The organism is Proteiniphilum sp. (assembly GCF_034927365.1).
In the GTDB taxonomy this organism is placed as follows: Bacteria; Bacteroidota; Bacteroidia; order Bacteroidales; family Dysgonomonadaceae; genus Proteiniphilum.
The window spans coordinates 1-25,510 of sequence record NZ_JAYFQD010000030.1; the positions used below are offsets into that span (position 1 = coordinate 1).

The 25,510-nt window shown below is 43.1% G+C and carries 36 protein-coding genes and 2 pseudogenes; 36 read left to right on the forward strand and 2 right to left on the reverse strand.

The genetic code is table 11. From position 1 onward, the window contains the following. Positions 1 to 43: 43 nt before the first annotated feature. The 32 genes and pseudogenes from rplD (at position 44) to VB073_RS15620 (ending at position 20,229) form a co-directional block, all read left to right on the forward strand. Complete coding sequence (rplD, locus tag VB073_RS15465) at positions 44 to 673, forward strand: 50S ribosomal protein L4 (RefSeq protein ID WP_323405093.1); 630 nt, start codon at positions 44 to 46, stop codon at positions 671 to 673. 11 nt (positions 674 to 684) lie between these two features. Continuing rightward, positions 685 to 978: pseudogene (gene rplW / locus VB073_RS15470) on the forward strand (50S ribosomal protein L23). A 6-nt stretch (positions 979 to 984) separates the two neighbouring features. Continuing rightward, positions 985 to 1,812: a 50S ribosomal protein L2 gene (gene rplB, locus VB073_RS15475; RefSeq protein WP_323405094.1), complete on the forward strand. Its 828-nt coding sequence runs from the start codon at positions 985 to 987 to the stop codon at positions 1,810 to 1,812. Positions 1,813 to 1,834: 22 nt separating this feature from the next. Then, on the forward strand, positions 1,835 to 2,104 hold the full coding sequence (gene rpsS, locus VB073_RS15480) for a 30S ribosomal protein S19 (RefSeq protein ID WP_323405095.1): 270 nt from the start codon (positions 1,835 to 1,837) through the stop codon (positions 2,102 to 2,104). 38 nt (positions 2,105 to 2,142) lie between these two features. Further along, complete coding sequence (gene rplV, locus VB073_RS15485; RefSeq protein ID WP_323405096.1) at positions 2,143 to 2,556, forward strand: 50S ribosomal protein L22; 414 nt, start codon at positions 2,143 to 2,145, stop codon at positions 2,554 to 2,556. Positions 2,557 to 2,560: 4 nt separating this feature from the next. Then, positions 2,561 to 3,322, forward strand: a complete 762-nt coding sequence (gene rpsC / locus VB073_RS15490) for a 30S ribosomal protein S3 (RefSeq protein ID WP_323405097.1) — start codon at positions 2,561 to 2,563, stop codon at positions 3,320 to 3,322. A gap of 11 nt (positions 3,323 to 3,333) precedes the next feature. Then, positions 3,334 to 3,765: a 50S ribosomal protein L16 gene (gene rplP / locus VB073_RS15495; protein ID WP_323405098.1), complete on the forward strand. Its 432-nt coding sequence runs from the start codon at positions 3,334 to 3,336 to the stop codon at positions 3,763 to 3,765. 6 nt (positions 3,766 to 3,771) lie between these two features. After that, entirely contained in the window at positions 3,772 to 3,975 is a 204-nt protein-coding gene (rpmC, locus tag VB073_RS15500; protein WP_323405099.1) for a 50S ribosomal protein L29, read from the forward strand. An 8-nt stretch (positions 3,976 to 3,983) separates the two neighbouring features. Beyond that, on the forward strand, positions 3,984 to 4,241 hold the full coding sequence (gene rpsQ / locus VB073_RS15505) for a 30S ribosomal protein S17 (protein ID WP_323405100.1): 258 nt from the start codon (positions 3,984 to 3,986) through the stop codon (positions 4,239 to 4,241). A 1-nt stretch (position 4,242) separates the two neighbouring features. Beyond that, positions 4,243 to 4,608: a 50S ribosomal protein L14 gene (gene rplN, locus VB073_RS15510; protein ID WP_323405101.1), complete on the forward strand. Its 366-nt coding sequence runs from the start codon at positions 4,243 to 4,245 to the stop codon at positions 4,606 to 4,608. Positions 4,609 to 4,629: 21 nt separating this feature from the next. Further along, complete coding sequence (rplX, locus tag VB073_RS15515; RefSeq protein WP_076929090.1) at positions 4,630 to 4,950, forward strand: 50S ribosomal protein L24; 321 nt, start codon at positions 4,630 to 4,632, stop codon at positions 4,948 to 4,950. Then, positions 4,947 to 5,519, forward strand: coding sequence for a 50S ribosomal protein L5 (gene rplE, locus VB073_RS15520; RefSeq protein ID WP_323405102.1), 573 nt, complete (start codon positions 4,947 to 4,949; stop codon positions 5,517 to 5,519). The genes rplX and rplE overlap by 4 nt, the downstream gene beginning before the upstream one ends. 3 nt (positions 5,520 to 5,522) lie before the next feature. Next, complete coding sequence (rpsN, locus tag VB073_RS15525; RefSeq protein WP_323405103.1) at positions 5,523 to 5,792, forward strand: 30S ribosomal protein S14; 270 nt, start codon at positions 5,523 to 5,525, stop codon at positions 5,790 to 5,792. A 168-nt stretch (positions 5,793 to 5,960) separates the two neighbouring features. Beyond that, complete coding sequence (gene rpsH, locus VB073_RS15530; protein ID WP_323405104.1) at positions 5,961 to 6,356, forward strand: 30S ribosomal protein S8; 396 nt, start codon at positions 5,961 to 5,963, stop codon at positions 6,354 to 6,356. Positions 6,357 to 6,373: 17 nt separating this feature from the next. Continuing rightward, the gene (gene rplF, locus VB073_RS15535; RefSeq protein WP_323405105.1) at positions 6,374 to 6,928 is read left to right on the forward strand and encodes a 50S ribosomal protein L6; all 555 of its coding nucleotides are present in this window, start codon (positions 6,374 to 6,376) and stop codon (positions 6,926 to 6,928) included. Positions 6,929 to 6,947: 19 nt separating this feature from the next. Further along, positions 6,948 to 7,292, forward strand: coding sequence for a 50S ribosomal protein L18 (gene rplR, locus VB073_RS15540; protein ID WP_323405106.1), 345 nt, complete (start codon positions 6,948 to 6,950; stop codon positions 7,290 to 7,292). Positions 7,293 to 7,297: 5 nt separating this feature from the next. Further along, entirely contained in the window at positions 7,298 to 7,816 is a 519-nt protein-coding gene (rpsE, locus tag VB073_RS15545; RefSeq protein ID WP_323405107.1) for a 30S ribosomal protein S5, read from the forward strand. Positions 7,817 to 7,829: 13 nt separating this feature from the next. Continuing rightward, a complete protein-coding gene (gene rpmD, locus VB073_RS15550; RefSeq protein ID WP_323405108.1) occupies positions 7,830 to 8,009 on the forward strand; it encodes a 50S ribosomal protein L30 in 180 nt (59 codons plus the stop codon). Positions 8,010 to 8,171: 162 nt separating this feature from the next. After that, positions 8,172 to 8,618 (forward strand): 50S ribosomal protein L15, encoded by a 447-nt coding sequence (gene rplO, locus VB073_RS15555; protein ID WP_323405109.1) that lies wholly within the window; start codon positions 8,172 to 8,174, stop codon positions 8,616 to 8,618. Positions 8,619 to 8,640: 22 nt separating this feature from the next. Next, positions 8,641 to 9,945, forward strand: a complete 1,305-nt coding sequence (gene secY / locus VB073_RS15560; protein ID WP_323405124.1) for a preprotein translocase subunit SecY — start codon at positions 8,641 to 8,643, stop codon at positions 9,943 to 9,945. A gap of 36 nt (positions 9,946 to 9,981) precedes the next feature. Then, positions 9,982 to 10,749: a type I methionyl aminopeptidase gene (gene map / locus VB073_RS15565; RefSeq protein WP_323405125.1), complete on the forward strand. Its 768-nt coding sequence runs from the start codon at positions 9,982 to 9,984 to the stop codon at positions 10,747 to 10,749. A gap of 17 nt (positions 10,750 to 10,766) precedes the next feature. After that, a complete protein-coding gene (gene infA / locus VB073_RS15570; protein ID WP_019541318.1) occupies positions 10,767 to 10,985 on the forward strand; it encodes a translation initiation factor IF-1 in 219 nt (72 codons plus the stop codon). A 228-nt stretch (positions 10,986 to 11,213) separates the two neighbouring features. Then, on the forward strand, positions 11,214 to 11,330 hold the full coding sequence (gene ykgO, locus VB073_RS15575) for a type B 50S ribosomal protein L36 (RefSeq protein WP_076929107.1): 117 nt from the start codon (positions 11,214 to 11,216) through the stop codon (positions 11,328 to 11,330). Positions 11,331 to 11,367: 37 nt separating this feature from the next. Beyond that, positions 11,368 to 11,748: a 30S ribosomal protein S13 gene (gene rpsM / locus VB073_RS15580; RefSeq protein ID WP_019541317.1), complete on the forward strand. Its 381-nt coding sequence runs from the start codon at positions 11,368 to 11,370 to the stop codon at positions 11,746 to 11,748. Positions 11,749 to 11,760: 12 nt separating this feature from the next. Then, complete coding sequence (rpsK, locus tag VB073_RS15585) at positions 11,761 to 12,150, forward strand: 30S ribosomal protein S11 (RefSeq protein ID WP_323405110.1); 390 nt, start codon at positions 11,761 to 11,763, stop codon at positions 12,148 to 12,150. A gap of 232 nt (positions 12,151 to 12,382) precedes the next feature. Continuing rightward, complete coding sequence (rpsD, locus tag VB073_RS15590; RefSeq protein WP_323405111.1) at positions 12,383 to 12,991, forward strand: 30S ribosomal protein S4; 609 nt, start codon at positions 12,383 to 12,385, stop codon at positions 12,989 to 12,991. A gap of 4 nt (positions 12,992 to 12,995) precedes the next feature. Beyond that, positions 12,996 to 13,997: a DNA-directed RNA polymerase subunit alpha gene (locus VB073_RS15595; protein WP_323405112.1), complete on the forward strand. Its 1,002-nt coding sequence runs from the start codon at positions 12,996 to 12,998 to the stop codon at positions 13,995 to 13,997. A gap of 8 nt (positions 13,998 to 14,005) precedes the next feature. Then, positions 14,006 to 14,485 (forward strand): annotated as a pseudogene (gene rplQ, locus VB073_RS15600) (50S ribosomal protein L17); the annotation flags it as partial. Between the two features lie 372 nt (positions 14,486 to 14,857). Beyond that, complete coding sequence (locus tag VB073_RS15605) at positions 14,858 to 16,099, forward strand: NAD(P)/FAD-dependent oxidoreductase (RefSeq protein WP_323405114.1); 1,242 nt, start codon at positions 14,858 to 14,860, stop codon at positions 16,097 to 16,099. 142 nt (positions 16,100 to 16,241) lie between these two features. Beyond that, positions 16,242 to 16,622, forward strand: coding sequence for a hypothetical protein (locus tag VB073_RS15610; protein ID WP_323405115.1), 381 nt, complete (start codon positions 16,242 to 16,244; stop codon positions 16,620 to 16,622). 8 nt (positions 16,623 to 16,630) lie between these two features. Then, a complete protein-coding gene (locus VB073_RS15615) occupies positions 16,631 to 17,875 on the forward strand; it encodes a 6-bladed beta-propeller (protein WP_323405116.1) in 1,245 nt (414 codons plus the stop codon). A gap of 143 nt (positions 17,876 to 18,018) precedes the next feature. After that, positions 18,019 to 20,229 carry a hypothetical protein gene (locus VB073_RS15620; RefSeq protein WP_323405117.1) on the forward strand — a complete coding sequence of 737 codons (2,211 nt, stop codon included), beginning with the start codon at positions 18,019 to 18,021 and terminating at the stop codon, positions 20,227 to 20,229. A 174-nt stretch (positions 20,230 to 20,403) separates the two neighbouring features. Here VB073_RS15620 and VB073_RS15625 read toward each other — a convergent pair whose 3' ends face one another. Further along, positions 20,404 to 21,084: a response regulator transcription factor gene (locus tag VB073_RS15625; protein WP_323405118.1), complete on the reverse strand. Its 681-nt coding sequence runs from the start codon at positions 21,082 to 21,084 to the stop codon at positions 20,404 to 20,406. A 9-nt stretch (positions 21,085 to 21,093) separates the two neighbouring features. Beyond that, a complete protein-coding gene (locus tag VB073_RS15630) occupies positions 21,094 to 22,455 on the reverse strand; it encodes a HAMP domain-containing sensor histidine kinase (RefSeq protein WP_323405119.1) in 1,362 nt (453 codons plus the stop codon). Between the two features lie 228 nt (positions 22,456 to 22,683). Here VB073_RS15630 and VB073_RS15635 point away from each other — a divergent pair, with 228 nt between their 5' ends. The 4 genes from VB073_RS15635 to VB073_RS15650 form a co-directional block, all read left to right on the forward strand. Next, the gene (locus VB073_RS15635; protein ID WP_323405120.1) at positions 22,684 to 22,863 is read left to right on the forward strand and encodes a bacteriocin; all 180 of its coding nucleotides are present in this window, start codon (positions 22,684 to 22,686) and stop codon (positions 22,861 to 22,863) included. 38 nt (positions 22,864 to 22,901) lie between these two features. Beyond that, positions 22,902 to 24,452, forward strand: coding sequence for a vitamin K epoxide reductase family protein (locus VB073_RS15640; RefSeq protein ID WP_323405121.1), 1,551 nt, complete (start codon positions 22,902 to 22,904; stop codon positions 24,450 to 24,452). A gap of 84 nt (positions 24,453 to 24,536) precedes the next feature. Next, on the forward strand, positions 24,537 to 24,839 hold the full coding sequence (locus VB073_RS15645) for a TIGR04149 family rSAM-modified RiPP (RefSeq protein ID WP_323405122.1): 303 nt from the start codon (positions 24,537 to 24,539) through the stop codon (positions 24,837 to 24,839). A gap of 169 nt (positions 24,840 to 25,008) precedes the next feature. After that, on the forward strand, positions 25,009 to 25,510 hold a 502-nt coding region (locus VB073_RS15650), incomplete at its 3' end, for a hypothetical protein (protein ID WP_323405123.1).

The following is a 25,510-nucleotide window of genomic DNA, read 5'->3' on the forward strand; positions in this document are numbered from 1 at the left end:
ATTCCGGGAAGCAAAGGTTCAATCGTAGCAATAGAGAAATAAAATGGAATTAAGCGTATATAATATCAAAGGAGAGGTAACAGACAAGAAGGTGACACTCGACGATTCCATTTTCGGGATTGAACCCAATGATCATGTTATTTGGTTGGATGTGAAGCAATACATGGCCAACCGGCGTCAGGGTACGCATAAATCGAAAGAAAGAAGCGAAATCGCAGGCAGTACACGCAAGCTGATCCGTCAGAAAGGGAGTGGTGGTGCCCGTCGGGGTGACATCAATTCACCCGTGTTGGTAGGTGGAGGTCGTGCATTCGGTCCTAAACCACGCGATTACAACTTCAAGGTAAACAAGAAAGTGAAAGCGTTGGCACGTAAATCGGCTCTTTCATTGAAAGCAAAGAATAATGCCATTGTAGTGGTGGAAGATTTTTCTTTCGATACCCCTAAGACCAGGCAATTTGTAGAGTTGACAAAAAATCTGCAACTCACTGATAAAAAGCTACTTTTCGTTTTGCCGAATCAAAATAAAAACGTATATTTGTCGGCCCGAAATTTGGGCGGTATCAATGTGATAACAGCTTCTGACATAAATACATACAAAATTATGGATTGCGCCGGTCTGGTGATGATGGAATCATCGGTAGCTGTCATTGATACCCTGTTTAAAGCATAAGGAGATACGAACTGAGTGTAATAGTAAAACCCATATTCACAGAAAAGCAAACCGCTATAACGGACAAATTCGAAAACCGTTACGGTTTTATTGTGGAGCCTTCTGCTAATAAGGTTGAAATTAAAAATGCCGTTTAAGCGCTGTATAACGTAAAAGTGGAAAGCGTGAATACGATGAAGTATGATGGTAAACTGAGAAGCCGGTACACAAAATCTGGCGTTGTCAATGGACGTACCTCATCATACAAGAAAGCAATCGTCACCTTGAAGAAAGGTGAAACAATCGATTTATTTAGCAATATCTAAAAAATAATGGCAATACGTAAATTAAAGCCCACAACACCGGGGCAAAGACACAAGATTATCGGTTCATTTGAAAAGATCACTGCAAGTGTACCGGAAAAATCTCTTGTAGTTGGTAAGAGAGCGTCGGGCGGCCGCAATAACCAGGGTAAGATGACCGTGGGGTATATTGGTGGCGGACACAAAAGGCGTTTCAGGGTTATCGATTTCAAGAGAACGAAAGATGGTATCCCGGCCGTAGTAAAAAGCATAGAGTATGATCCTAACCGTTCGGCACGCATCGCGTTGTTGTATTATGCCGACGGAGTGAAAGCGTACATCCTTGCGCCCAACGGCCTTGAAGTAGGAACCACAGTGATGTCGGGGCCGTCAGCGGCTCCTGAAGTTGGAAATGCACTACCCTTGTCGGTTATTCCCATCGGTACGGTAATTCATAACATTGAATTGCGTCCGGGACAAGGGGCAAAGATGGCACGCTCTGCCGGAACATTTGCACAATTGGTGTCTCGTGAAGAGAATTATGCCATTATCAAAATGCCTTCCGGTGAAGTTCGCAAAATTTTGTCGGCATGTAAAGCTACTATTGGAAGTGTTGGTAATTCGGACCATGCTCTGGAACAATCAGGTAAAGCCGGCCGTTCTCGTTGGCTCGGACGTCGTCCCCGCACCCGTGGTGTGGTGAAAAACCCGGTCGATCACCCGATGGGTGGTGGCGAAGGTCGCGCGTCGGGAGGTCATCCCAGATCAGCCAAGGGCTTATATTCAAAGGGCTTGAAAACAAGAGCGCCTAAAAAACATTCTTCGAAATACATCGTAGAGAGAAGAAAAAAGAAGTAATCTGATTAATTAATAAATAACTATGAGCAGATCATTAAAAAAGGGTCCGTATATCAATCTGAAATTAGAGAAAAAAGTGAACGCCATGAATGAGAGCGGCAAGAAAGCCGTGATCAAGACATGGGCGCGTGCTTCGATGATATCACCTGATTTTGTGGGACACACTATCGCTGTACACAACGGAAATAAATTCATTCCCGTGTATGTGACTGAAAATATGGTGGGGCACAAGCTTGGCGAATTTGCCGTAACCCGCACATTCCGCGGTCACGCAGGTAACCGTAAGAAATAAGATCAGGGCGCTTAACGAAATAAAAAACAGAAAAAGAGATGAGTGCTAGAAAAAAAATATCAGCCGACCGAAGAAAAGAAGAGCGTAAAGAGATTTCTTTCGCGGTGTTGAAAAACGTTCCCAGTTCGCCCCGTAAGATGCGTTATGTAGCAGATATGGTGCGTGGCATGGAAGTGTTCAAGGCATTGGGTGTTTTGAAATTCTCCAATAAGGAAGCGTCGAGCAAGGTTGAAAAACTGTTGCTGTCGGCCATCGCTAACTGGGAACAGAAAAACGAACGTAAAGCCGAAACCGGTGAACTTTATATTAAGACCATATCCGTGGATGAAGGCACTACGCTGAAGCGTCTTCGTCCTGCACCGCAGGGGCGCGGATACAGGATCCGCAAACGCTCCAATCACGTGACGATCGTGGTAGATACATTCAAAAAAGAAGAACAAGAACAAAATTAATAAGATGGGACAAAACGTAAATCCGATAGCAAATCGTTTAGGGATCATCAAGGGATGGGACTCTAACTGGTACGGCGGAAATAATTATGGCGACATTTTGCTGGAAGATAGCAAGATCCGCCAATATTTGAATACCCGTCTTGCCAAAGCAAGTGTATCCCGCATCGTCATTGAAAGAACATTGAAACTCGTGACGATCACAATTTGTACGGCCCGCCCCGGTATCATTATCGGTAAGGGAGGCCAGGAGGTCGACAAGTTGAAAGAAGAGTTGATGAAGATCACCGATAAAGATATCCAGATCAATATATTCGAGATCAAGAAACCGGAACTCGACGCTGTCATCGTTGCTAACAACGTGGCTCGCCAGATCGAAGGCAAGATCGCATATCGTCGCGCCGTGAAGATGGCCATCGCTTCCACCATGCGGATGGGAGCCGAAGGGATCAAGATTCAGGTATCAGGTCGTTTGAACGGCGCTGAAATGGCCCGTTCGGAAATGTATAAGGAAGGAAGAACTCCTCTGCACACTTTCCGTGCCGACATCGATTACGCACAGGCAGAAGCGCTCACCAAGGTGGGTATTATCGGGATTAAAGTATGGATTTGCCGTGGTGAAATATATGGCAAGAAAGACCTTGCTCCTTCATTCGCCACATCCAAGGAAAATCGCGGCGGCAATAGCGGCGGTGGTAACCGTGGTGGCAATCGCAACGAAGGTGGTGGCCGTGGTGGCAGACGCAGAAGAAATAAAAACAATGCTTAATTGAAGAGAATATGTTACAGCCAAAGAAAACGAAATTCAGAAGACAGCAGAAAGGCCGTATGAAAGGTATTGCCGGACGTGGCAACCAGCTGGCGTTTGGCTCTTTCGGGATTAAATCACTGGAATCTAAATGGATTACCGGGAGCCAGATTGAGGCTGCACGTATTGCCGTAACACGCTACATGCAACGTCAGGGACAGGTTTGGGTACGTATTTTCCCCGATAAGCCTATCACTAAAAAGCCTGCCGAAGTGCGTATGGGTAAGGGTAAAGGTAATCCTGAAGGATACGTAGCGCCTGTTACCCCGGGAAGAATCATCTTTGAAATAGAAGGTGTTCCTTTTGATGTGGCCAAGGAGGCTTTGCGTTTAGCGGCTCAGAAATTGCCGGTTACCACTAAATTCGTGGTGAGAAGAGATTATAATTATGAGCAAAAATCGTAAGCCGAGATGAAGAAACAAGAAGAATTAAGAGAACTATCCGATAAAGACCTGAGAGAAAGATTGGATGCTGAAGTGATTGCACTCACACAGTTGCGTATCAACCACACCATTACTCCTCTCGACAATTCAGGCTCATTAAAGGACAAGCGCAGGAATATTGCCCGTATCCATACGGAACTGCGTGCAAGAGAGATGAAAAAAGATCAATAATTGACAGAATGGAAACGAGAAATTTAAGGAAAGAAAGAATCGGGGTCGTTTTCAGCAATAAAATGGATAAAACCGTCACCGTTGCTGTAAAATGGAAAGAAAAACACCCTATATATGGGAAGTTCGTTAATAAAACGAAGAAATTTCACGCCCATGACGAGAAGAATGACTGTAACATCGGTGATACAGTGCGTATAATGGAAACGCGTCCTTTGAGTAAGACAAAGAGATGGAGAGTGATTGAAGTAATGGAAAGGGCCAAGTAAGATGATACAACAAGAATCAAGATTAACAGTAACCGACAACAGTGGAGCCAAGGAAGCGCTCTGTATCCGTGTGCTGGGTGGTACCGGCAGACGTTATGCATCGGTAGGGGATGTGATTGTTGTAGCTATCAAGAGCACAATCCCTTCGAGTGATATTAAGAAAGGCTCTGTATCAAAAGCGATCATTGTCCGTACGAAAAAGGAAATCCGTCGTGCCGACGGTTCATATATCCGCTTCGACGACAATGCCTGCGTACTTTTGAACAATGCCGGAGAGTTAAGAGCAAGCCGTATTTTCGGGCCGGTTGCCCGTGAATTGCGCGCTACGAACATGAAAATCGTATCTCTGGCTCCCGAAGTATTATAATCTATTAATCAATCACAGGCAATGAGTAAATTACATATAAAGAAAGGCGATACGGTTTATGTCAATTCCGGCGAAGACAAAGGAAAGACCGGCCGCGTGCTTGAGGTTCTGGTAAAAAAGAACCGCGCCGTGGTAGAAGGCGTAAACATGGTATCGAAACATACAAAACCCAACGCCCAGAATCCGAATGGAGGGATTGAGAAGAAAGAGGCATCCGTGCACATCTCAAACCTGAATCCGGTTGATCCTAAAACCGGTAAACCTACCCGCGTTGGACGGAAAGAAAACAGTAAAGGCAAATTGGTTCGTTACGCTAAAAAATCTGGGGAGGAGATTAAATGAGTACTACAACATACGAAGTAAGCTTAAAAAAGGATTATAAAGAGCGTATTGTTCCTGCGCTGGTGAAAGAGTTCAATTACTCCACTGTAATGCAGGCTCCCAGGCTCGAGAAGATCGTGATTAACCAGGGATTGGGTATCGCTGTGGCCGACAAGAAAATTATCGAGACGGCGATCAACGAGCTGACTACCATCACCGGACAGAAAGCAGTCGCTACTGTTTCCCGTAAGGACATCTCCAATTTCAAACTGCGTAGGAAAATGCCCATCGGCGTACGCGTAACATTGCGTCACGACAAGATGTATGAATTCCTCGAAAGATTGGTACGTGTGGCACTACCCCGTATCCGTGACTTCAAGGGAATCAATGCCAAACTCGACGGAAGAGGCAACTACACGCTGGGTATTGAAGAGCAGATCATCTTCCCGGAGATCAATATCGATAATATCTCCCGCCTGTTGGGAATGAATATTACATTCGTGACCACGGCAGCTACCGACGAAGAGGGATACGCACTTCTGAGAGAATTCGGATTACCTTTTAAAACAGAACAAAAAAATATTCAGTAGATAATGGCAAAAGAATCAATGAAAGCCCGCGAGGTGAAGAGAGCCAAGATGGTTGCCCGTTACGCCGAGAAGAGAGAAAAATACCTGGCTGAAGGCAATTACGAAGCACTTCAATCCATACCTAAGAATGCCTCATCGGTACGCCTGCACAACCGCTGCAAGCTCACCGGCCGCCCTAAAGGATATATGCGCCAGTTTGGCATCTCACGTATCCAGTTCCGCGAAATGGCATCCAAAGGGTTAATCCCCGGGGTGAAGAAGGCAAGCTGGTAAAATAAGTGGAAAGGAGATAAGGTGGGAAAGTGGGAAGGTGTTAAAGCCTGCCTATTATCAGCAGTCGATTATCCATTAAATGAAAAGATAATTTTCCATTTTCAATTTTCCATTTTCAATTGAATAAATATTGTCCCGGTGGTCGGGATCAATTTAAAATTTTAATATATGACAGATCCAATAGCAGATTATTTGACGCGGCTCAGAAATGCCATCATGGCAAAGCACAGAGTGGTAGAGGTTCCCGCATCAAATCTAAAGAAAGATATCACTAAGATACTTTTCGAAAAGGGATACATACTGAACTACAAGTTCGTAGAGGACGGTCCCCAAGGCAGCATCATGATTGCCTTGAAATACGATCCGGTAAACAAGGTAAATGCAATCAAGAAACTGGAACGAGTTTCCAGTCCCGGTTTGCGCCGCTATGTGGGATACAAGGATATGCCCCGCGTGCTCAACGGTTTGGGTATTGCCATACTGTCTACTTCAAATGGAGTAATGACCGATAAAGAAGCCCGCGAACAGAAAGTGGGTGGGGAAGTATTATGTTACGTTTATTAATTTGAAGGAGAGATAGTATGTCTAGAATAGGAAAATTACCCATCACGGTACCTGCAGGAGTTGCAGTGACTGTAGGAGAAGATAATTTGATTACGCTGAAAGGCCCGAAAGGGGAGCTGACTCAGCAAGTGAGTGGCAACATGAAGATCGAACTCAACGACGGTGTGCTTACTATTGAACGTCCTGATGACGAGAGGGAAAACCGTTCGTTGCATGGTCTCTACCGCTCTTTATTGAACAATATGGTGATCGGTGTTTCACAAGGTTTCCGCAAGGAACTGGAACTCGTGGGTGTAGGTTATCGTGTAACCAACAACGGTCAGGTACTGGAATTATCATTGGGATATACTCATAGTATTTTCATGCAGTTGCCCGACGAGATCAAGGTTGAAACCAAGATGGAGAGGAACAAGAATCCGCTTATTATTCTGGAGTCTTGTGACAAGCAATTACTGGGCCAGGTATGTGCCAAGATCCGTTCATTCCGTAAACCGGAACCGTACAAAGGAAAAGGTGTACGCTTCGTAGGTGAACAGATACGTCGCAAATCCGGTAAGACGTCATCTAAATAACATGTAAACTGAATTCACTATGTTGACAAAGAACGAAAGAAGATTAAAGATAAAAACCCGTGTACGGGGTAAAGTACACGGTACTCCCGAGAGACCACGCCTCTCGGTATTCAGAAGCAATAAGCAGATCTATGCCCAAGTGATCGACGATACCACCGGTAAGACATTGGCATCGGCATCCTCTTTGAAGATGGAAGATAAACTTCCCAAGAAAGAGATTGCAGCCAAAGTGGGTGAACTGATTGCTCAGAATGCGAGGGAAGCCGGAGTAGAGTTGGTGACGTTCGACAGAAACGGTTACCTTTATCACGGACGTATTAAAGAATTGGCAGACGCTGCCCGTAAAGGCGGACTTAAATTTTAACGATCATGGCAGGAGTAATAAATAAGGTAAAAACGACCAACGATATTGAACTGAAAGACCGTTTAGTGGCAATCAACCGTACCACCAAAGTGACAAAAGGGGGACGTACGTTCACATTCGCCGCGATGGTTGTGGTAGGAAACGAAGACGGCATCATTGGCTGGGGTCTGGGTAAAGCAGGTGAAGTAACTACGGCTATCGCCAAGGGTGTGGAAGCTGCCAAGAAAAATCTCATCAAAGTTCCGGTTTATAAAGGAACTATTCCGCATGAGCAGATCGCCCATTTTGGTGGTGCTGAAGTATTCCTCAAACCGGCCGTTACCGGTACCGGAGTAAAAGCAGGGGGTGCTATGCGTGCCGTATTGGAAAGTGTGGGTATCACCGACGTGTTGGCAAAATCGAAAGGATCATCCAATCCTCATAACCTCGTCAAAGCAACAATTGCTGCGTTGACCGAGTTGAGAGATCCCATCACGGTGGCCCAGAATAGGGGAGTGAGTTTGGAAAAAGTGTTTAACGGATAAAAAGGAATCTGAAATGGCTACAATAAAAATCAAACAGACAAAGAGCAGAATTGGAGCTCCTAAAGATCAGAAGAAAACGTTAGATGCTTTGGGACTGACCAAAATGCAGCGTGTAGTGGAGCATGAAGATACTCCCTCTATCCGTGGACTTGTACGTAAGGTACAGCATCTGGTAACCATAATTGAAAATTGACAATTGAAAATGTGTCGGTAAGAGTAATAAACAAGAAGTCCGAAATGAAGAAGTTTAGAAGTCTTGGCTCTATCAGTCTTGGCTCTTGGTTCTAATAGTCTTGGTTCTTGACGGATGACTCTTGGCAATTAGTGTATAACAAACAAATAAAGACAATATACAATGGATTTATCGAATTTAAAACCGGCTGAAGGTTCTACCACAACCCGCAAACGCATTGGCCGCGGCCCCGGATCGGGAAAAGGAGGAACTTCTACCAAAGGACATAAAGGACAGAAATCAAGAGCGGGTTACTCAAAGAAAGTCGGTTTCGAAGGGGGACAGATGCCTTTGCAGCGTCGCTTACCCAAATTCGGATTCAAGCCCCTGAAAAGAGTGGAATACAGGGCCATCAATCTGGAAACATTGCAGGCATTGGCTGAGGCTAAGAACCTTACCCAAATCAATCCTGAAGTGTTGATGGAAGCCGGACTTATTTCCCGCAAGCATTCAGTGAAAATTCTCGGCAGAGGTACTTTGTCAGCTAAATTGGAAGTGTCGGCCCATGCCTTCTCCAAAACGGCTGAAGAAGCCATTACTTCTGCAGGTGGAACCGCAGTAAAACTCTAATGAAAGGGGATTCGTACAAACAATAAAGAATATATGGAAGATAGAAGACCTTAGAAAAAGGCTTATTATCACCATAGGTTTTGTCGCTATTTACCGGTTCGGCTCGTTCGTTGTGCTACCTGGAATTAACCCCGAACAATTGCTCGCTTTGCGGGCAAACGCCAGTACGGGTTTATTAAGCCTTCTCGACATGTTTTCCGGAGGAGCCTTTGCCAACGCGTCTATCTTCGCGCTGGGGATCATGCCCTATATCTCTGCCTCCATCGTGATGCAGTTGTTGGGTATTGCTGTTCCTGCTTTCCAGAAAATGCAACGCGAAGGTGAAAGCGGACGTACGAAGATAAACCAGTACACCCGTTACCTTACGGTGGCGATTCTGTTGATACAGGGACCGGCTTATCTATATGGAGCCGTAGGCAACGCCATCCCCGGAGGCTTCTGGGATTGGGTATTACCATCCACGGTCATCCTTGCCGGTGGTAGCATGTTCGTGTTATGGTTGGGAGAACGTATCACCGATAAGGGAGTAGGAAACGGTATCTCGTTTATCATTCTCATCGGTATCATCGCCCGTCTGCCTCATGCCCTGGTGGCTGAATATGACCGGTTGATCGACGCTCCGGGGGGATTGATCCTCCTCTTGCTGGAATTATTGTTCCTCGTTGCTGTGACGGCAGCCGCAATCATGCTGGTACAGGGTGTAAGGAAAGTGCCCGTACAGTATGCAAAACGGATTGTAGGTAACAAACAGTACGGAGGTGTGAGACAATATATCCCGCTGAAGGTAAATGCCGCCAACGTGATGCCTATCATCTTCGCACAGGCGATTATGTTTATACCCATCACTATCGCTCAGTTCTCTGTACGTGAAGGTGCGGGATTTTTCGCTTCGTTGATGGATTATACCAGTTTTTCGTATAATTTAATCTTCGCCCTGCTGATCATCGCTTTCACCTACTTTTATACAGCTATCACTGTGAATTCGGTGCAGATGTCGGAAGATTTGAAACGTAATAACGGTTTTATACCGGGAGTGAAGCCGGGAAAAAGAACTGCGGAGTATATCGATACTATCATGTCGAGGATTACGCTGCCCGGATCATTCTTCCTTGCCATAGTCGCCATCTTGCCCGCTTTTGCAGGTTTGATGGGTATCAATTCCCAGTTTGCCCACTTCTTTGGAGGTACATCGTTGCTGATCCTTGTCGGTGTGGTGCTCGATACATTACAACAGATCGAAAGTCACTTGCTGATGCGTCATTATGACGGTTTCCTAAAATCGGGAGCCAGGATAAAAGGACGTACAGGATCCATCGCTGCTTACTAAAAGGCAAAGTTATCTGAATAATAGATGAATAGCAAAGTGATCATATTGAAGAGCGACGAAGAGATCGAATTCATGCGTGAAGCGAACCGGCTGGTGGGGATGACACTCGGAGAGTTGTCGAAACACATCAGGCCGGGGATCACCACGCTGCAACTCGATAAGATCGCGGAAGAATTCATCAGGGATCATGGCGCAGTTCCAACTTTTCTCGGTTATGGCGGGTTTCCCAATTCAATCTGTACTTCGGTAAATGAAAACGTGGTGCACGGGATTCCCAATGACAGGCCGCTGCTGGAGGGCGATGTCATATCGGTCGATTGCGGTACTAAATTGCGTGGCTTCTGTGGCGATTCTGCCTACACCTTCTGTGTGGGAGAAGTAAGCGAAGAGGTGAAAGCACTTCTGCGTACCACGAAGGAGTCACTCTACAAAGGTATCGAGCAGGCAAAAGAAGGGAACAGGATAGGAGATATCGGTTCGGCTGTACAAACCTGGTGCGAAAAGCACGGTTATTCCGTGGTACGCGAACTGGTTGGTCATGGAATCGGGAGAGAGATGCACGAAGCGCCCGAAGTTCCAAACTATGGACGGCGCGGAATCGGACCGTTTATCAAGAACGGTATGTGTATCGCGATCGAACCGATGATCAATATGGGAGGCAAGAAGGTGATTTTTGAAAATGACGGATGGACAGTACGGACCAAAGACCACAAACCATCGGCTCATTTCGAACACACCGTCGCCATCCGTCACGGGAAAGCCGATATCTTATCAACATTCGAATTTATTCAGGAAAATAACTAAAAACGGAATATTCATTCATGGCTAAACAGGCAGCGATAGAACAAGACGGAACAATTATCGAAGCATTATCCAATGCGATGTTCCGCGTGGAATTGGAAAACGGACATGAAATAACCGCCCATATCTCCGGTAAGATGAGGATGCACTATATTCGCATTCTTCCCGGAGACAGGGTGAGAGTGGAAATGTCGCCTTATGATCTTTCGAAAGGGAGAATCTCGTTCAGATATAAATAAGTGGACAGGTGGTGAGGTGATAAGGTGGTTAGGTGTGAGGATGATATTCTCCCAAGACCACAAAAATGTACATATTGTAGTGAAAAATATGTAAATTCGCCTTTCAAACCTGAAACAGTGTAAAAAAAGAATAAAAATATAGATAATTTTCTGATCTTTGTAGTCGCGATTTGGCGAAGGAGCCGTTCGGGAGTGATAAAGGTCTGAAAGATAAACAGATTTAATCGTATGAAGGTAAGAGCATCATTAAAAAAGCGTACGGCCGACTGCAAAATTGTGAGAAGAAAAGGTCGTTTGTATATTATCAACAAAAAGAATCCCAAGTTCAAACAACGCCAGGGATAGAATAAAGGTAATAATCAAAATAACTATAAAGTAATATATGGCAATAAGAATTGTAGGTGTCGATCTGCCGCAAAATAAAAGGGGTGAAGTAGCGCTCACGTATATCTATGGCATTGGCCGCAGCGCAGCGAACACCATTCTGACAAAAGCAGAAGTTGACAAGAACATCAAAGTGAAAGACTGGACCGATGACCAGGCAGCTCGTATCCGTGAGATTATCTCTACCGAATTTAAAGTGGAGGGAGATCTTCGTTCAGAGGTGCAATTGAATATCAAACGACTGATGGATATTGGTTGCTATCGCGGTATTCGCCACCGTATCGGTTTACCCGTACGCGGACAAAGCACCAAAAACAACGCCCGTACCCGTAAGGGAAGAAAGAAGACCGTTGCTAACAAGAAAAAAGCTACTAAATAACAGATAGGTAACATGGCAAAAAGAACAGTTGCAGCAAAAAAGAGAAATGTGAAAGTGAGCGCGATCGGACAAGCGCATATCTCATCCTCATTCAACAATATCATTGTTTCGTTGACCAATGAAAACGGTGAAGTGATCAGTTGGTCATCTGCCGGAAAAATGGGTTTCAGAAGCTCTAAAAAGAATACTCCCTATGCAGCGCAGATGGTTGCACAGGACTGCTCCAAGGTTGCATTCGATTTGGGATTACGTAAAGTGAAAGCTTATGTAAAGGGTCCCGGTAACGGACGTGAGTCGGCTATCAGAACTATTCATGGTGCAGGCATCGAAGTGACTGAGATCGTGGATGTGACTCCGCTTCCCCACAACGGTTGCCGTCCGCCCAAACAAAGAAAAGTGTAAGTTTAATCAAACTATTTCGTTAAGCCAAATGAACAGAAAACAAGCTTGCTTGTATTATGCCATGGCGAGAATTGAAAATCGAGGAGCGAAGGCGACTCAAATAGTGCAATGTGTTGAAAAATAATTTAAGTTTCATTTATCTTGAAACTTGAGCTGTGATTGATTACACTACAACTTCTCTGTAATCGCGGCTGCACAGTTTAGGCTTCAGTTTTAAAGTTTAATTTGTAAAATGGCTAGATATACCGGTCCAAAATCAAAAATCGCCCGTAAATTCGGCGAACCCATTTTCGGCCCCGATAAAGTTCTTTCCAAGAAGAACTATCCCCCGGGACAGCACGGAAATTCACGCAGGAGGAAAACCTCTGAATATGGTATCCAGTTGCGTGAAAAACAACGTGCAAAATATACCTATGGCGTACTGGAAAAACAGTTCCGCCTTACCTTCGAGAAAGCAGTACGCAGCCGCGGTGTTACCGGTGAGGTATTGTTGCAATTATTGGAATCGCGCCTCGATAATATCGTCTATCGTCTTGGTATCTCTCCTACAAGAGCAGGAGCCCGCCAGTTGGTGACACACCGTCACATTGTTGTGAACGGAAAAATCGTAAATATCCCCTCTTATACAGTAAAACCCGGTGACGTAGTGAGTGTAAGGGAAAAATCAAAATCGTTGTTGATTGTAGCCAATGCATTGGCAGGATTCAACCACAGCAAATATCCCTGGCTGGAATGGGATAAAGGCACTATAAGCGGTAAAGTACTGCACATACCTGAAAGAGCCGACATTCCGGAAAACATCAAAGAACAACTCATCGTAGAATTATATTCCAAACAATAATTTCATGGCAATATTAGCATTCCAAAAACCCGATAAGGTAATCATGTTACAGGAGGACGCGTTCTCCGGTAAATTTGAATTCCGCCCGCTGGAACCGGGATACGGCATTACCATAGGCAACGCCTTGCGCCGCATCCTACTCTCTTCGCTGGAAGGATTCGCTATTACATCGGTGAAGATTGAGGGCGTGGATCATGAATTTGCGACCATTCCCGGCGTTATAGAAGATGTAACAGGTATTATCCTTAATCTGAAGAAAGTACGGTTCAAAAGGATAGTGGAAGAATTTGAGACGGAGAAGGTAAGCATCGCTATTTCGGGAACGGAAGTGTTTAAGGCCGGAGATATTGGTAAACTGCTAACCGGTTTCGAAGTACTGAATCCCGAGTTGGAGATCTGCCATATGAACAAGAAAGCAGATCTGCGCCTGGAGTTGACTATCAATAAAGGGCGTGGTTATGTGCCTGCCGACGAAAATCGCGAACTGATCTCGTCGGACGATGTGCAAACCCTTGTGATCGACTCTATTTACACTCCGATCCGTAACGTAAGTTTTGAAGTAGAAGATTACCGCATCGAACAGAAGACGGACTACGAGAAACTCACCATCGAGATTACGACCGATGGATCCATCCAACCCAAGGAGGCGTTGAAAGAAGCGGCAAAGATATTGATCCAGCACTTTGTATTGTTTTCCGACGAGAACAAGATCATGCTGGAGACATCGGATGCCGAAAGCATCGAGGAGTTCGATGAAGAAGTACTCCACATGCGTCAACTTCTGAAACGTAAATTGTCTGACCTTAACCTGTCGGTAAGGGCACTCAACTGCCTGAAAGCAGCTGACGTGGAAACACTCGGACAATTGGTTTCACACAACAAGAACGACCTGCTTAAATTCCGTAACTTCGGAAAGAAATCGCTTACTGAGCTCGATGAACTGCTCAATAGCCTGAAGCTTACGTTCGGCATGGATATATCGAAGTACAAATTAGATAAAGACTAAAAACTGCAATGAGACATAATAAGAAAAATAATCATTTGGGACGTAAAACTGCGCACCGTTCTGCCATGTTATCCAATATGGCCAGTTCGCTCATCCTGCACAAGCGCATCTTTACTACGGTTCCCAAAGCCAAGGAATTGAGAAAATACGTAGAACCCCTCATCACCAAGAGCAAGGAGGATACTACCCATTCACGCCGCGAAGTGTTCAGCCTGCTGCAGAGTAAGACAGCCGTTACGGAATTGTTCCAGACCGTGTCGCAGAAAGTGGCCGACCGTCCCGGAGGATACACCCGTATCATCAAGACCGGATTCCGTTTGGGTGACAACGCTGCCATGTGCTTCATCGAACTGGTTGATTTCAACGAAAACATGTTGGGAGAAGGTAAGGCTAAGAAAGCCAAAACCCGTCGCTCACGCAGAAAAGCATCCGGAGATGCCGTTGCTGTAGCTGCTACCGACGCACCCAAGGCCAAGAAAGCCAAGGAGGTAAAATCCGTTGAAGAAACAGAAGTTCCCGCTACTGAAACTGTAGAGGCAGAAGTAGCTGAACCCGTTGCCGAAGTGAGCGCTGATGAGGTAGTAGCTGAACAGCCACAAGCTGAAGAAGCTCCTGCCGGTGAAGCAGAAGAAAAGACAGAGGAAGGGCAGTAAGCCTTTCCTTTAACAAGAAACGCTGTGGGTACATTGTCATGAAGACGGAGACCTAAAACACTCAGTCGATCATGTATTTGCAGCGAAGCTGTGATTTTTAAAATGTTAAACATTAAAGAAAAGCGCCGCAAGTGATTTGTAGCGCTTTTTTGCTTTTTTACCCCTTCCGCATTCAACTTTTTATAGCGACAACTGTTTATTATTTGTATGAAAAAGATTGTTGTTATAGGTTGTGGTTTTGGCGGATTGCAATTCGTCAATCATTTGAAAAAGGGGAAATTTGATATCATCGTGATCGATAAGATCAACCATCATCAGTTTCCTCCGCTATTCTATCAGGTGGCTGCCTCGCAGATTGAACCTTCCACCGTTTCGTTTCCCATCAGAAAAATATTCCAGAAGAGAAGGGATGTCCGTATCCGTCTTGCCAATGTCTACTCCGTCAATGGAGATGAGAAGTATGTGGAGACCTCCGTCGGTCGTTTTCCCTATGATTATCTGGTGGTTGCCACCGGTACGCGTACCAACTTCTACGGCAATACACAGGTAGAGGAGAACGCCCTTGTGTTGAAATCCACCTATCAGGCCATCAATGTGCGGAATGCTATCCTCTATAATTTTGAGAAGCTGCTCTATGCTGAAAAGAAAGAGGGGTTATACAATATCGTCATCGTGGGAGGGGGAGCTACCGGCGTGGAGCTGGCAGGTGCTTTTGCCGAGATGACCCGGGAGATATTGCCGAAGGACTATCCCAATATCGACTCCGAAAAGGTGCAGGTTTATCTCCTGGAGGGAAGCGGCCATACACTTTCCAATATGAGCAGTTTCGCACAGAAATATTCGGAAGACTATCTCCGTTCGATGGGTGTGATCGTGAAGACCGGCACCATCGTGAAGGACTACGATGGAGAGACGGTAACCCTCAATAACGGGGAAGTTATTCCTTCCGGCAACGTCATTTGGTCGGCGGGTGTGACCGGTAATGTCATCGGAGGAATTCCCGCTGATTCGGTGCTGCCCAACGGCAGGATCAGGGTGGACCGGACCAATAGGGTAGAGGGGCTGCAGGATGTGTTTGCTGTGGGTGACGTGGCTTATATGGAGACTGAGAAGTATCCCAAGGGACATCCGCAGTTGGCCAATGTGGCGATCGGACAGGGCAAGAATCTGGCGAAGAACCTGCAGAAGATCGAAAAAGGAGAAGCCGACCTGAAACCGTATGAATACCGTAACCTGGGTACTATGGCCACTGTCGGGCGTAACAAGGCGGTAGTAGACCTTCCCTTCGTGAAGTTCAAAGGCCGCTTCGCATGGCTGGTATGGATGTTCCTTCACCTGATGCTTATCCTGAGCGTACGCAATAAACTGGTCGTCTTTATCAACTGGGCCTGGAATTACGTCACCAAAAACAATTCACTCAGGTTGATACTCAAAGACAATGACGAATAATTTTTATATTGAGAAAATAATAATACATGAAACTACATATGCGGCTTTTTCATAAAGGAATATAGGGAAATACTATTCTATATAAATTTTATATATCTTTGTGACGAGCAGCTACCTGTTCCCTTGTGCTATCAAAATAGACGTGGTACATAAGCTTTATCCAAAGTTTACTGTAGATTTTGAAAGGAAAGAAGAATTGCCGTGGCATATTTACAACGAGATACCGGATTTTTATCTGGCATTTGTTTACGGTAGTGGAGTGATTGCCGTAAATAAAAAGAAACAGACATCCAGTTATATTAGAGTGATTAATGATTTCTTCGGGAATATCGATGGACCCTCTTTCAGCTACAATAAAGGTTGGTTCTATCAGATGTTTGAGCCTTGGCAACTTATCAAGCATATCGAAACTCGTCTGGCGAAAAGAGACTGTTCTACTCAAGACCGTAAAAAACTGGAGGAAATGCTTAAATCTCTGGATGAAGATGACAATAATGTGCTGTTTATTGCTAAACTAAAATAACATTACTAATGAAATACATTTATATCTTATTTCTGCTGTTTGGTTTATTATCCTGCCATAATGCTGATCGGGTAGACAACAAAGATACTCCCCCATTGTACTGCCTGAAGATAGATAAACCTGATTTCTCTTCACTGAAACCAATGCTATTATCTGAATTCGTAGATAGTATAGGGTATGTCCAACTGGAAACAACACCGGACTGTCTTTTACCTTATGACAGGTCTGGGATTATATATGGAGATTTTTTATTTATGGTTGACTTATTTTCTATTCTTCAATTTGATGCGAATACAGGTAAATTTCTCCGTCAGATAGGTAGAAAGGGACAAGGCCCCGGAGAATATGTACAAGTGAATGAGGCTATAGACAAGGACAATAATATTGTATATGTAAAATCTCCAAATAGATCGTCTTCCCTTTTAAGTTATAATTTCAATGGAGATTATTTAGGCGATTTACAATTTGTTGATGATCCTGAATATCCTACATTTTCCAACTGCTTTTATTCTTTACGATTGGTGTATATTGATAATCAGTATGCTATTTTTACGGCAAGTTTTATGCCAAAAGAACAAGCTTGTCAGCCCTTTGAACTGATTGTATATGACTACAGGAATAAAAAAATAAAACATGCGTTGGCTAACGACATGGAAGGTGTTTATAATAGGTTTTCAGTGAATATAAACGGCCTACGAACTATTTCAAGGAATGACGATGGTTTTTATTATAAAACATTTTATAATGACACTTTATATTCTGTCGATGTGGAAAAGGGGATTGAGCCTTATGCCATCATTGATTTGGGTACAAGAAAATACCCTGTTGATGATATTTTTGATAATCGAAGGGTGGATCTTGCGAAAGTCGGAAAAATTCTAATAAATAGCATGTTGATTAACGATGATTGCATTTATCTGGAACTCATGTTTATTAATGATGGATCACTAAGAAGTGTGAGTGGTTTCTTGTATAAATTTGATATAAATACCGGAGAGTCTTCCTATCATTCTACAGTTATTTTGAATGATATAGATGGTGGTAAAAATACTTCTATAAGGAGTCTTCTAAGAGAAACAGATCCTATTACGCCTTTGGATATGGTTGAGGAAGGAAAAGAAGAGCTTGTTTTCTCAAATGTAAGCAAGTCAAAATTGAAATATCCTGAATTAAAAGATAAGTTTGACATGATGCAAAGTAAAAGAGATCCGGACGATAATCCATTATTAATGAAGTTTTACATGGAATATTAAAATGTTTGGATAATAACATTTTTGCTTTCTGAACATATGACTATGACAATCAATTAAAATTTTATGATGAAAGCACTAATCGTATTTTCCATGAAGATTTTGCTAAAATATAATAGTCATCCTTCATAAAATAAAAGCCAAAAATGAGACGATTAGCATTTATCTTTGCCATTTTTTCTATCGCGCTCGGTGCTTGCAACAACACAGGTACACGAAAAGTCGAAAACCTTACGGCTTTCGCATACACCTATGGGCTTGTTCGCTGGTTTCATCCTTCGGATGAGGCGCAAGAAATTGATTGGAACCGGTTTGCCCGGTATGGCGCGTCGCAGGTAACCGGAAGCCGTTCTGTGGATGACTTGAAAAAGACATTGGAGGCACTCTTCAATCCAATTGCACCCGGCATTCTCTTTTCGGAAGACTCAATCCCCTCAAATCAATCCTTTATAACTCCGCCCGACACAAGCGGGATACACCTGGTGGCGTGGCAGCACCATGGAGTTGACCTGGGCATATGGAGCAACTACTATGTAAGCAAAAGGATAAACCGTCCGGTTCAAACTCGCAATGTAAGCAGGGTCGCGATATATTCTTACTTCCCCGCCGAAGATTACAAAGGGCACGAATTAAGGCTAAAAGCCCGGATCAAGAAAACAACACTATCCGACGATCTCAAGATATTCCTCAGGCTGACCGACGAGGATGACGCTTACATCACCTTTTGTGCCGACACCGCGTTGAAACCGCTCGTGAACACCGGGGAATGGGAAGAATATGAATGCGGATTGCAGGTTCGTCCTGTTAGCAATTCAAGTATATATTGGGGTGTACACACAGAGGGCGAGGGATCATTTTGTGTGGACATGATGGTTATAGAAGATATATCACAAGGCAAAACAATCAGCATGCCTATTGCGGGTGGGGATTTTGACGTGAAAAATATGCACACGCACCTATATGAATATACTGCTACTGAAAAAGGTGTTTGCTTTCAAACAAAAAACCTGCTTTTTGAGGAACACGCCAGTTTTGGCGACTACAAATCCCGGAAATTGGCAGAAGGGTTGTATGTGCACGTTCCGCTGGCTCTGCACGGCACAAAAGGGCAAACATTCCCGGCAAGTGACCGCGGCGCCTTATCGAACCTGAAATCGCAAATGGAAATCGCAACGGCGTCCGTGCCCGAAAGTATCAATATGTGGGCGGACGCGATGGTGGCGTGGAATGTGATAGAATATTTCAGCCCTTATCTGTCCGAGGTGCCTGTAAACTGGGGCAATGAATTGATAAATACCCTGTCGGCGATATCCTCCTGCGATAAATCATACGATGCGAGACCGCTAAGGCGGATGATGGCAAAATTGGAAGACGCACATGCACGCGTCGTTGAAACCAACGGGAACAACAGCGACGAGAAATACCTGCCACTGTTCGTGAGAAAGATTAATGACCGGATAGTTGTCGTGGATGCGATGGACCCTTCTTTCCAAAGGGGGGACGTCATCCTGAAAATAAACGGTGCTGACGCGTTGAGGGACTTTGCATCTTTTGAGGAAATTGTTTCAGGCGGGAAACATTACCAAGCCGCCGTGGCCGCGCATGGATGGTGGTCCCATTATAGCATGGCTCCCGGTAAAATAACAATGGAAGTTTTGCGGGACAACGAAATCCTGACCATGCGAACAAGTGCTGTGACTTCGTCCAAATACAGAGAGCTCTATTATTCATCCCCTTTCCGGTGCCAGGATAAATCAAGCCGTTGGCTTGACAGCAATGTGCTCTACATCAATACAAGCATGAGTGATTTCGATGAAGTGCAACAATTACTTGACGAGAGGGAATCGCATCAAACCGTGATTGTTGATGCCAGAGGCGGCTCCCGTTTTTTATTTCGCTATATGATTCCTCTATTACATCCGGAAACAGAACTAAAATACAACAATAGATATATTACGCCGGAAGTTGCATGTCCCCGGACCCCTGTCATTGAGGATACGCTCCGTTCCTTACCCCGCAGTGAGCCAAACATGAAAAATATATTCCTAATAGGACCAAATATGGTTAGCAACCTTGAGGAGACACTTGATAATGTGCGGTATAGAGAATTAGGCTTTTTTGTTGGCTCAAACACGGGAGGTTGCAACGGACGGATTAACGTGATTAATCTGCCATCGGGCAGGGAGGCAATTTTCACTGGCATGAAAGCGCTGAGCACGATGGGTGTCGATCATTACTTTTATCGCATGGGAATAGCTCCGGACGTGTATGTTGAGGATACTCCCGAAGATGTAAAAATAGGACGTGATGCCGTTTTAGAAAAAGCCCTTGAAATAGCTGGGTATCAATCTGAATGAAAAACGTTTTCACTGATTTTATGTGTAGGTATTATACAAGTGAAGTCGCAAATAATGTTTTGTGTTTATTGATCCTCAGAACTAAATAAACTGGTCGTGATTATCAACTGGATCTGGAACTACGTCATCAAAAACAATTCACTCAGGTTGATATTTAGAGATAACGACTAATGATTATAAAATAGACAATTGATACCCTTCGTTCTTTACGGTAATGATTCTTACGACGTGTTCATCTCTCTTCAAAAGTTTACGTAACCTGGAGATCAGATTGTGTATCTTGGGATCCAATTCGGAGGAGTATTCTCTTCCCCATAAATCTCTTGACAATAGTTCTATTGTGACTGGTTTATTTTTGTTTTTCCAAAATAATACCAATGCGTTTCTCTCTAACGGTGTGATCTTTTCAAACAATAAATCATTATAAAATAATTGGTTTGTATCTGTATTTAATGAATAGTTCCCAATCGATATCTTTTTTGAGACCAAATCTTTACTGGCAAATCGTTTGATATAGGTGCTCAGTACTATCAACTCAAAAGGTTTTTCCAGGTAATTTACTGCACCAGCTTCGATTCCTTCAGTGATATAAGAGATATCTTTATGTGAAGACACAAACAGGATGGGGATCGAAGGGAAGAGCGAAATAAGTTCCTTTGCTTTTTTAATGCTATTTTCTTCACCAATTTCTACGTCCAGTACGATGATTGAGGGAGAAAACTGTTTGATGACTTCCTCAATACCGGCCAGCGAAGTTTGAAAATGTACTTTATATCCTAAAATGGTAAGCCCTGTACAAATTATATTACCAAACTCGAGGTCATCATCTACCAAAATAACTCTTAATAGATCCATATTATATTTTTATTTGATTTTATGGGGAATGATAATCATAAAAACAGAACCCTTATCTTCTTCACTCTTTAATTTGATTTTGCCGCGATGCGCTTTCACGATCTGTTGTACTGTGGACAGACCAATGCCGTGTCCCTTCTCGGTAGATTGGTGCGGAGATCTGTAAAAATCGTCGAAGATCTTACGTTGTTCCTTTTTAGGAATACCCTGTCCCCGGTCGGCAATAGCGATTACTATATTATTTTTTTCTTTTTTGGCGGTTATTGTAATGACGGGAGTATTGTCAGAATATTTAATGGCATTTTCCAACAGATTACGCAGGCAACTGTTAAAATAGAAAGGATCTACAAAAATTATACTGGCGTCCGGAGCGATTTCGGTTGTTATTGTGATGGCTTTCTCGTTGTGGATTGCCCCCAAATCGTTCGATAATTCGCGGCAATACTGGGTCAAATCGTAAAAGCCTGGTTTCAGGGTAGCACTTTTTTTTCCATTAAACTCTACCTCAGAGAGCATGCGTTCAATATTACTGATCAGTTGTTTTATACGTGATTTTCCTTCCGTTATCTTATTGCTGCTTTTTTCAGTTAACTCAAGCAGGTCGAGTATGGAGAAGACATAATTTAGTGGTGATTTTAAATCGTGTACAATACCCCTTGCCCTCTTTTCCTGAAATTGCAATCTGTACAACTGTTGCTGCAATTGATATAGCAGTACGAAAAAGATAATCGCCACAGCCACAACGGCTACGGCTGATATAATGACAAGTATTGTCATTCGTTGTGTGGCTGTTGTCGGTTTAAAGATAAAATGTGAGATGAACCGGTAATTACCACTTGTCCCTAATGGCATGGTAATATATATACCTTTTGTAGTATCATTCAATTGTTTTATGGCCTTTGTTCCGCTATATAATGAGTCTGTGGTTATGCTCTTTTCCTGCATCTCGAAACTATAAGCCGAAAGTTCGGTAGTATAAGGGAATTTGTTTTGAAATAGCGTATCTACGGTTTGTAAATTTAATGTGTTATTATCGAATAGTCTTTCGGTTATAGCTGCCTCCAGGAAGTGGGATAGGGGTAAATCAGTATCGGTTTTTTTAGTATCAATATTACCATATATTTTTTCATTGGTATGTAGGGAATCAATATCTACTCTTTCTAAGGTAATATTTGGAGAGTTTACATTTGCCCCCAATAAATCGAATGTTTGCTTGGCGCATTGATATTTAACAATATCCCTGATTGAGTTGCCTACCTCATCTTTAAACCGGCTTTTATCCCGTTCAGCTACTTGTCCGATCCATACTAATTGTGAAGCTATCAATAGGAACAATACCATTATGGCGGATATTGTTAAGCGTTTTTTCATACTTATTAGGAATTTATTGTGTTGCAAATATAATTTTTTTATTGGAGATTAAAGAATTTTCCGTCAACTATTTTTTAAAATCAGACCCCATTCTAATTTTTTGATTAGGTGATTTCGGAGAGTCTGGATAGAAAATATTAGAAAAAAATAGGTTTTTTCTGTGGAAAAGCCTATATTTTTGCGACTAATACTAGGAACGATCTACTAATCTTATAAAATAAAAACAGAATGAAAAAGAAACACTTTACATCTAGCCGTTTTCAAGTAATATCACAAAAGGAACTGGCCTCGATTATAGGAGGTGATGATGACGATGAATATATTACGGTCATTATTGATGGGGTAGCCTATCGTATAAGAATAAACAAAAATGGGCAACCTACTTCCGCTCCTGAGAGAATAGGGTAAATCGTTGTTTTTAGTAGTTTTGAATGAATTTATCCCCAATGATGGATAATGTCCTTATAACTTTTCTTCACTTGGCGGGTGTGAAACATACGAGGTCTTTTTCCCGTCAATATTTCAATGAACACCCGCATAAGTATAATCTGTATGGATTATCATCCATGTTGACAGACTATGGCGTTGAGAACATGGGCGTAAAGATATCGGATAAGGATGGGATACATTCTCTCTATCCTCCTTTTATAGCCCATACAGGTGATGATTTTGTGGTTGTGGAAACAATCGGGGACAATGATATCCGGTTTATAGGAAGAAGCCAAAAAGCAAACATTCCACTCGAGGAGTTTTTCAAGATGTGGACAGGATATGTCCTGATTGCAGAACCAGATAATAATTCAAAGGAGCCGGATTACGAATTGCATGCAAGAAAAGAGTTGTTTAGTACCTTGCAGAAAATAATTCTTGTTTCGGCGATTGTCTTTCTTTTCACTGTTGCTTTCATTTCCAATAAGGGATATACACAACTCGGAATCCTGTCGTTGCTTGCAATCAATATCATAGGTGGTTATATTGGATACTTGCTGGTTTTAAAGCAACTGCATATTCATAGTGATTATGCTGACAAGTTATGTTTCCTATTCAAGCATAACGATTGTAACAATATTCTGGAATCGGACGCGGCAAAGTTTTTGGGAGTGATAGGATGGAGCGAGGCCGGGTTGGGATATTTTGTCTCTAATTTGGTCATCCTCTGCTTTTTCCCCTTGTTGGTCCCCTCTTTACTTCTTTTTAATGTATTGTCCTTGTTCTATAGCTTTTGGAGTATCTGGTATCAGAAATTCAAGGCAAAACAATGGTGTCCTTTATGTTTGACCGTTATGCTTCTTTTATGGGCTATATTTATTATCGGTATGGGATTTGGCCATTTTCAATCTTTCGCTATTAATTTATTGGATTTGTTATTTACTGGCAGTATCTATTTGATCTCCATTCTAACCATCAATATACTTGCCCCTGTTATATCCAAAAGCCGGAATACGGATAACATCCGGTATGAGATAAACAGTATAAAGGCAGACGAGGATGTGTTTAAAGCATTGCTAAAAAAGCAACCGCATTATGAAGTGTCCAAAGATACCTCTCGGATTTTATTGGGAAATCCCGACTCCAATCTATTGATAACAGTCTTTTCCAATCCTCATTGTAATCCCTGCTCCCGGATGCATGAAAGAATCAATAAGTTATTGGAACAGAATGGGAATATCTGTGTACAGTATATCTTCTCCTCTTTCAATGAAGAACTGGAAGTCTCCAATAAATACCTTATCGGCGCCTATTTCCAGAAGAACGGAGAGAGTAAGATGGTTTATGACGAATGGTTTGAGAAAGGAAAGTTCGACAAAGAAGAATTTTTCAGGTTACATCCAGTGGATATTGAAATGGAGGAAGTGATCAGGGAATTTGATTCACACAAACAATGGAAGGAAAAATCCGGATTGAGAGCTACTCCTACGATATTGGTGGATGGTTATAAACTTCCGGATAACTCTAAAATTGAAGATATCCGGTATTTTACAGGTGACGGAATTTGATAGTGGTATAAAAACTGGTATCTTTGGGCGCAGCAGTCAAGGAGATCAGTATTAACCTGCTGCACTTCTAAAACATATAATAATATGAAGAAGCTAAGCAAAATCAAACTGCAAAACGCAGTAGTATTAGAAAACAGTGAAATGAAAGCTATCTATGGTGGTAGCGGTGGTGCCGGAGGTAGTGGTGGTACTGGAGGAAGTGGTGGCAGTGGAGGTGTTGAGAGTCCTTACTGTTACGACGGAGAGTTGCTGTACACTTGTGTAACGGTTGGAGAATCAGGAGCGACTTTTACGGGAGTTGCATGCGCAACTTCTCCAGATGACGCCGTGGAGAGGATAAAGGAAGCGCATGGGACGGAAGGCTATGTAAGTGTTACTTGTTCATGATCTGAGTTCGAAGATTGGAAGGAGTTTCTCCTTCCAATCTTTTTGGTGCGCTGGGGTATAAGAAGACACGACGAAAAGTGGATTCTGAAGGAAGTAAGAGGTAAAATACCTTTCGACTTTGAAATTATTGCCCTATATCTGTATTTTAAATTTATAACGAATATTTGATATGATTAAATTTTTTATTTTAGCCGGCTTAAGTTTCTTCTTTTGTATATCCCCATTATTGGCAGACGATAAAGCCCCCGTGAAAATAACGGTTTATATCGACAACTTGTTGACAGATGAGCCGCAATATGTATATTGGGTCGCTCTTGTTGGAAGCGAATACTGTTTTCTGGATTCCTGCTACCTTGAAAAAGGAAAAGAAGTTTTCTCCCTTAAACACATTTTTACCGAAAATGAAGATTTTTATCTCACATGGTTAACCTTCTCCAAAAAGGGACCAGTCCAAGCGATTATGGATGTGGAGGACGGCGATGAGATAACCGTATATATTGATCAAGACACACGTATGATCCCAAAAGCCGAAGGTTCAATAACCGTGGAAGAAGCATATCGAGAAGTGTTGGAAAAATACAAGGTGCGTGATGCCATAAAGCGGTTGGAAGATTCACTTTCCATTGCCAAAGATGAGAAGAGTATCGGTGAGATTGCCCAGGCTTTGGACA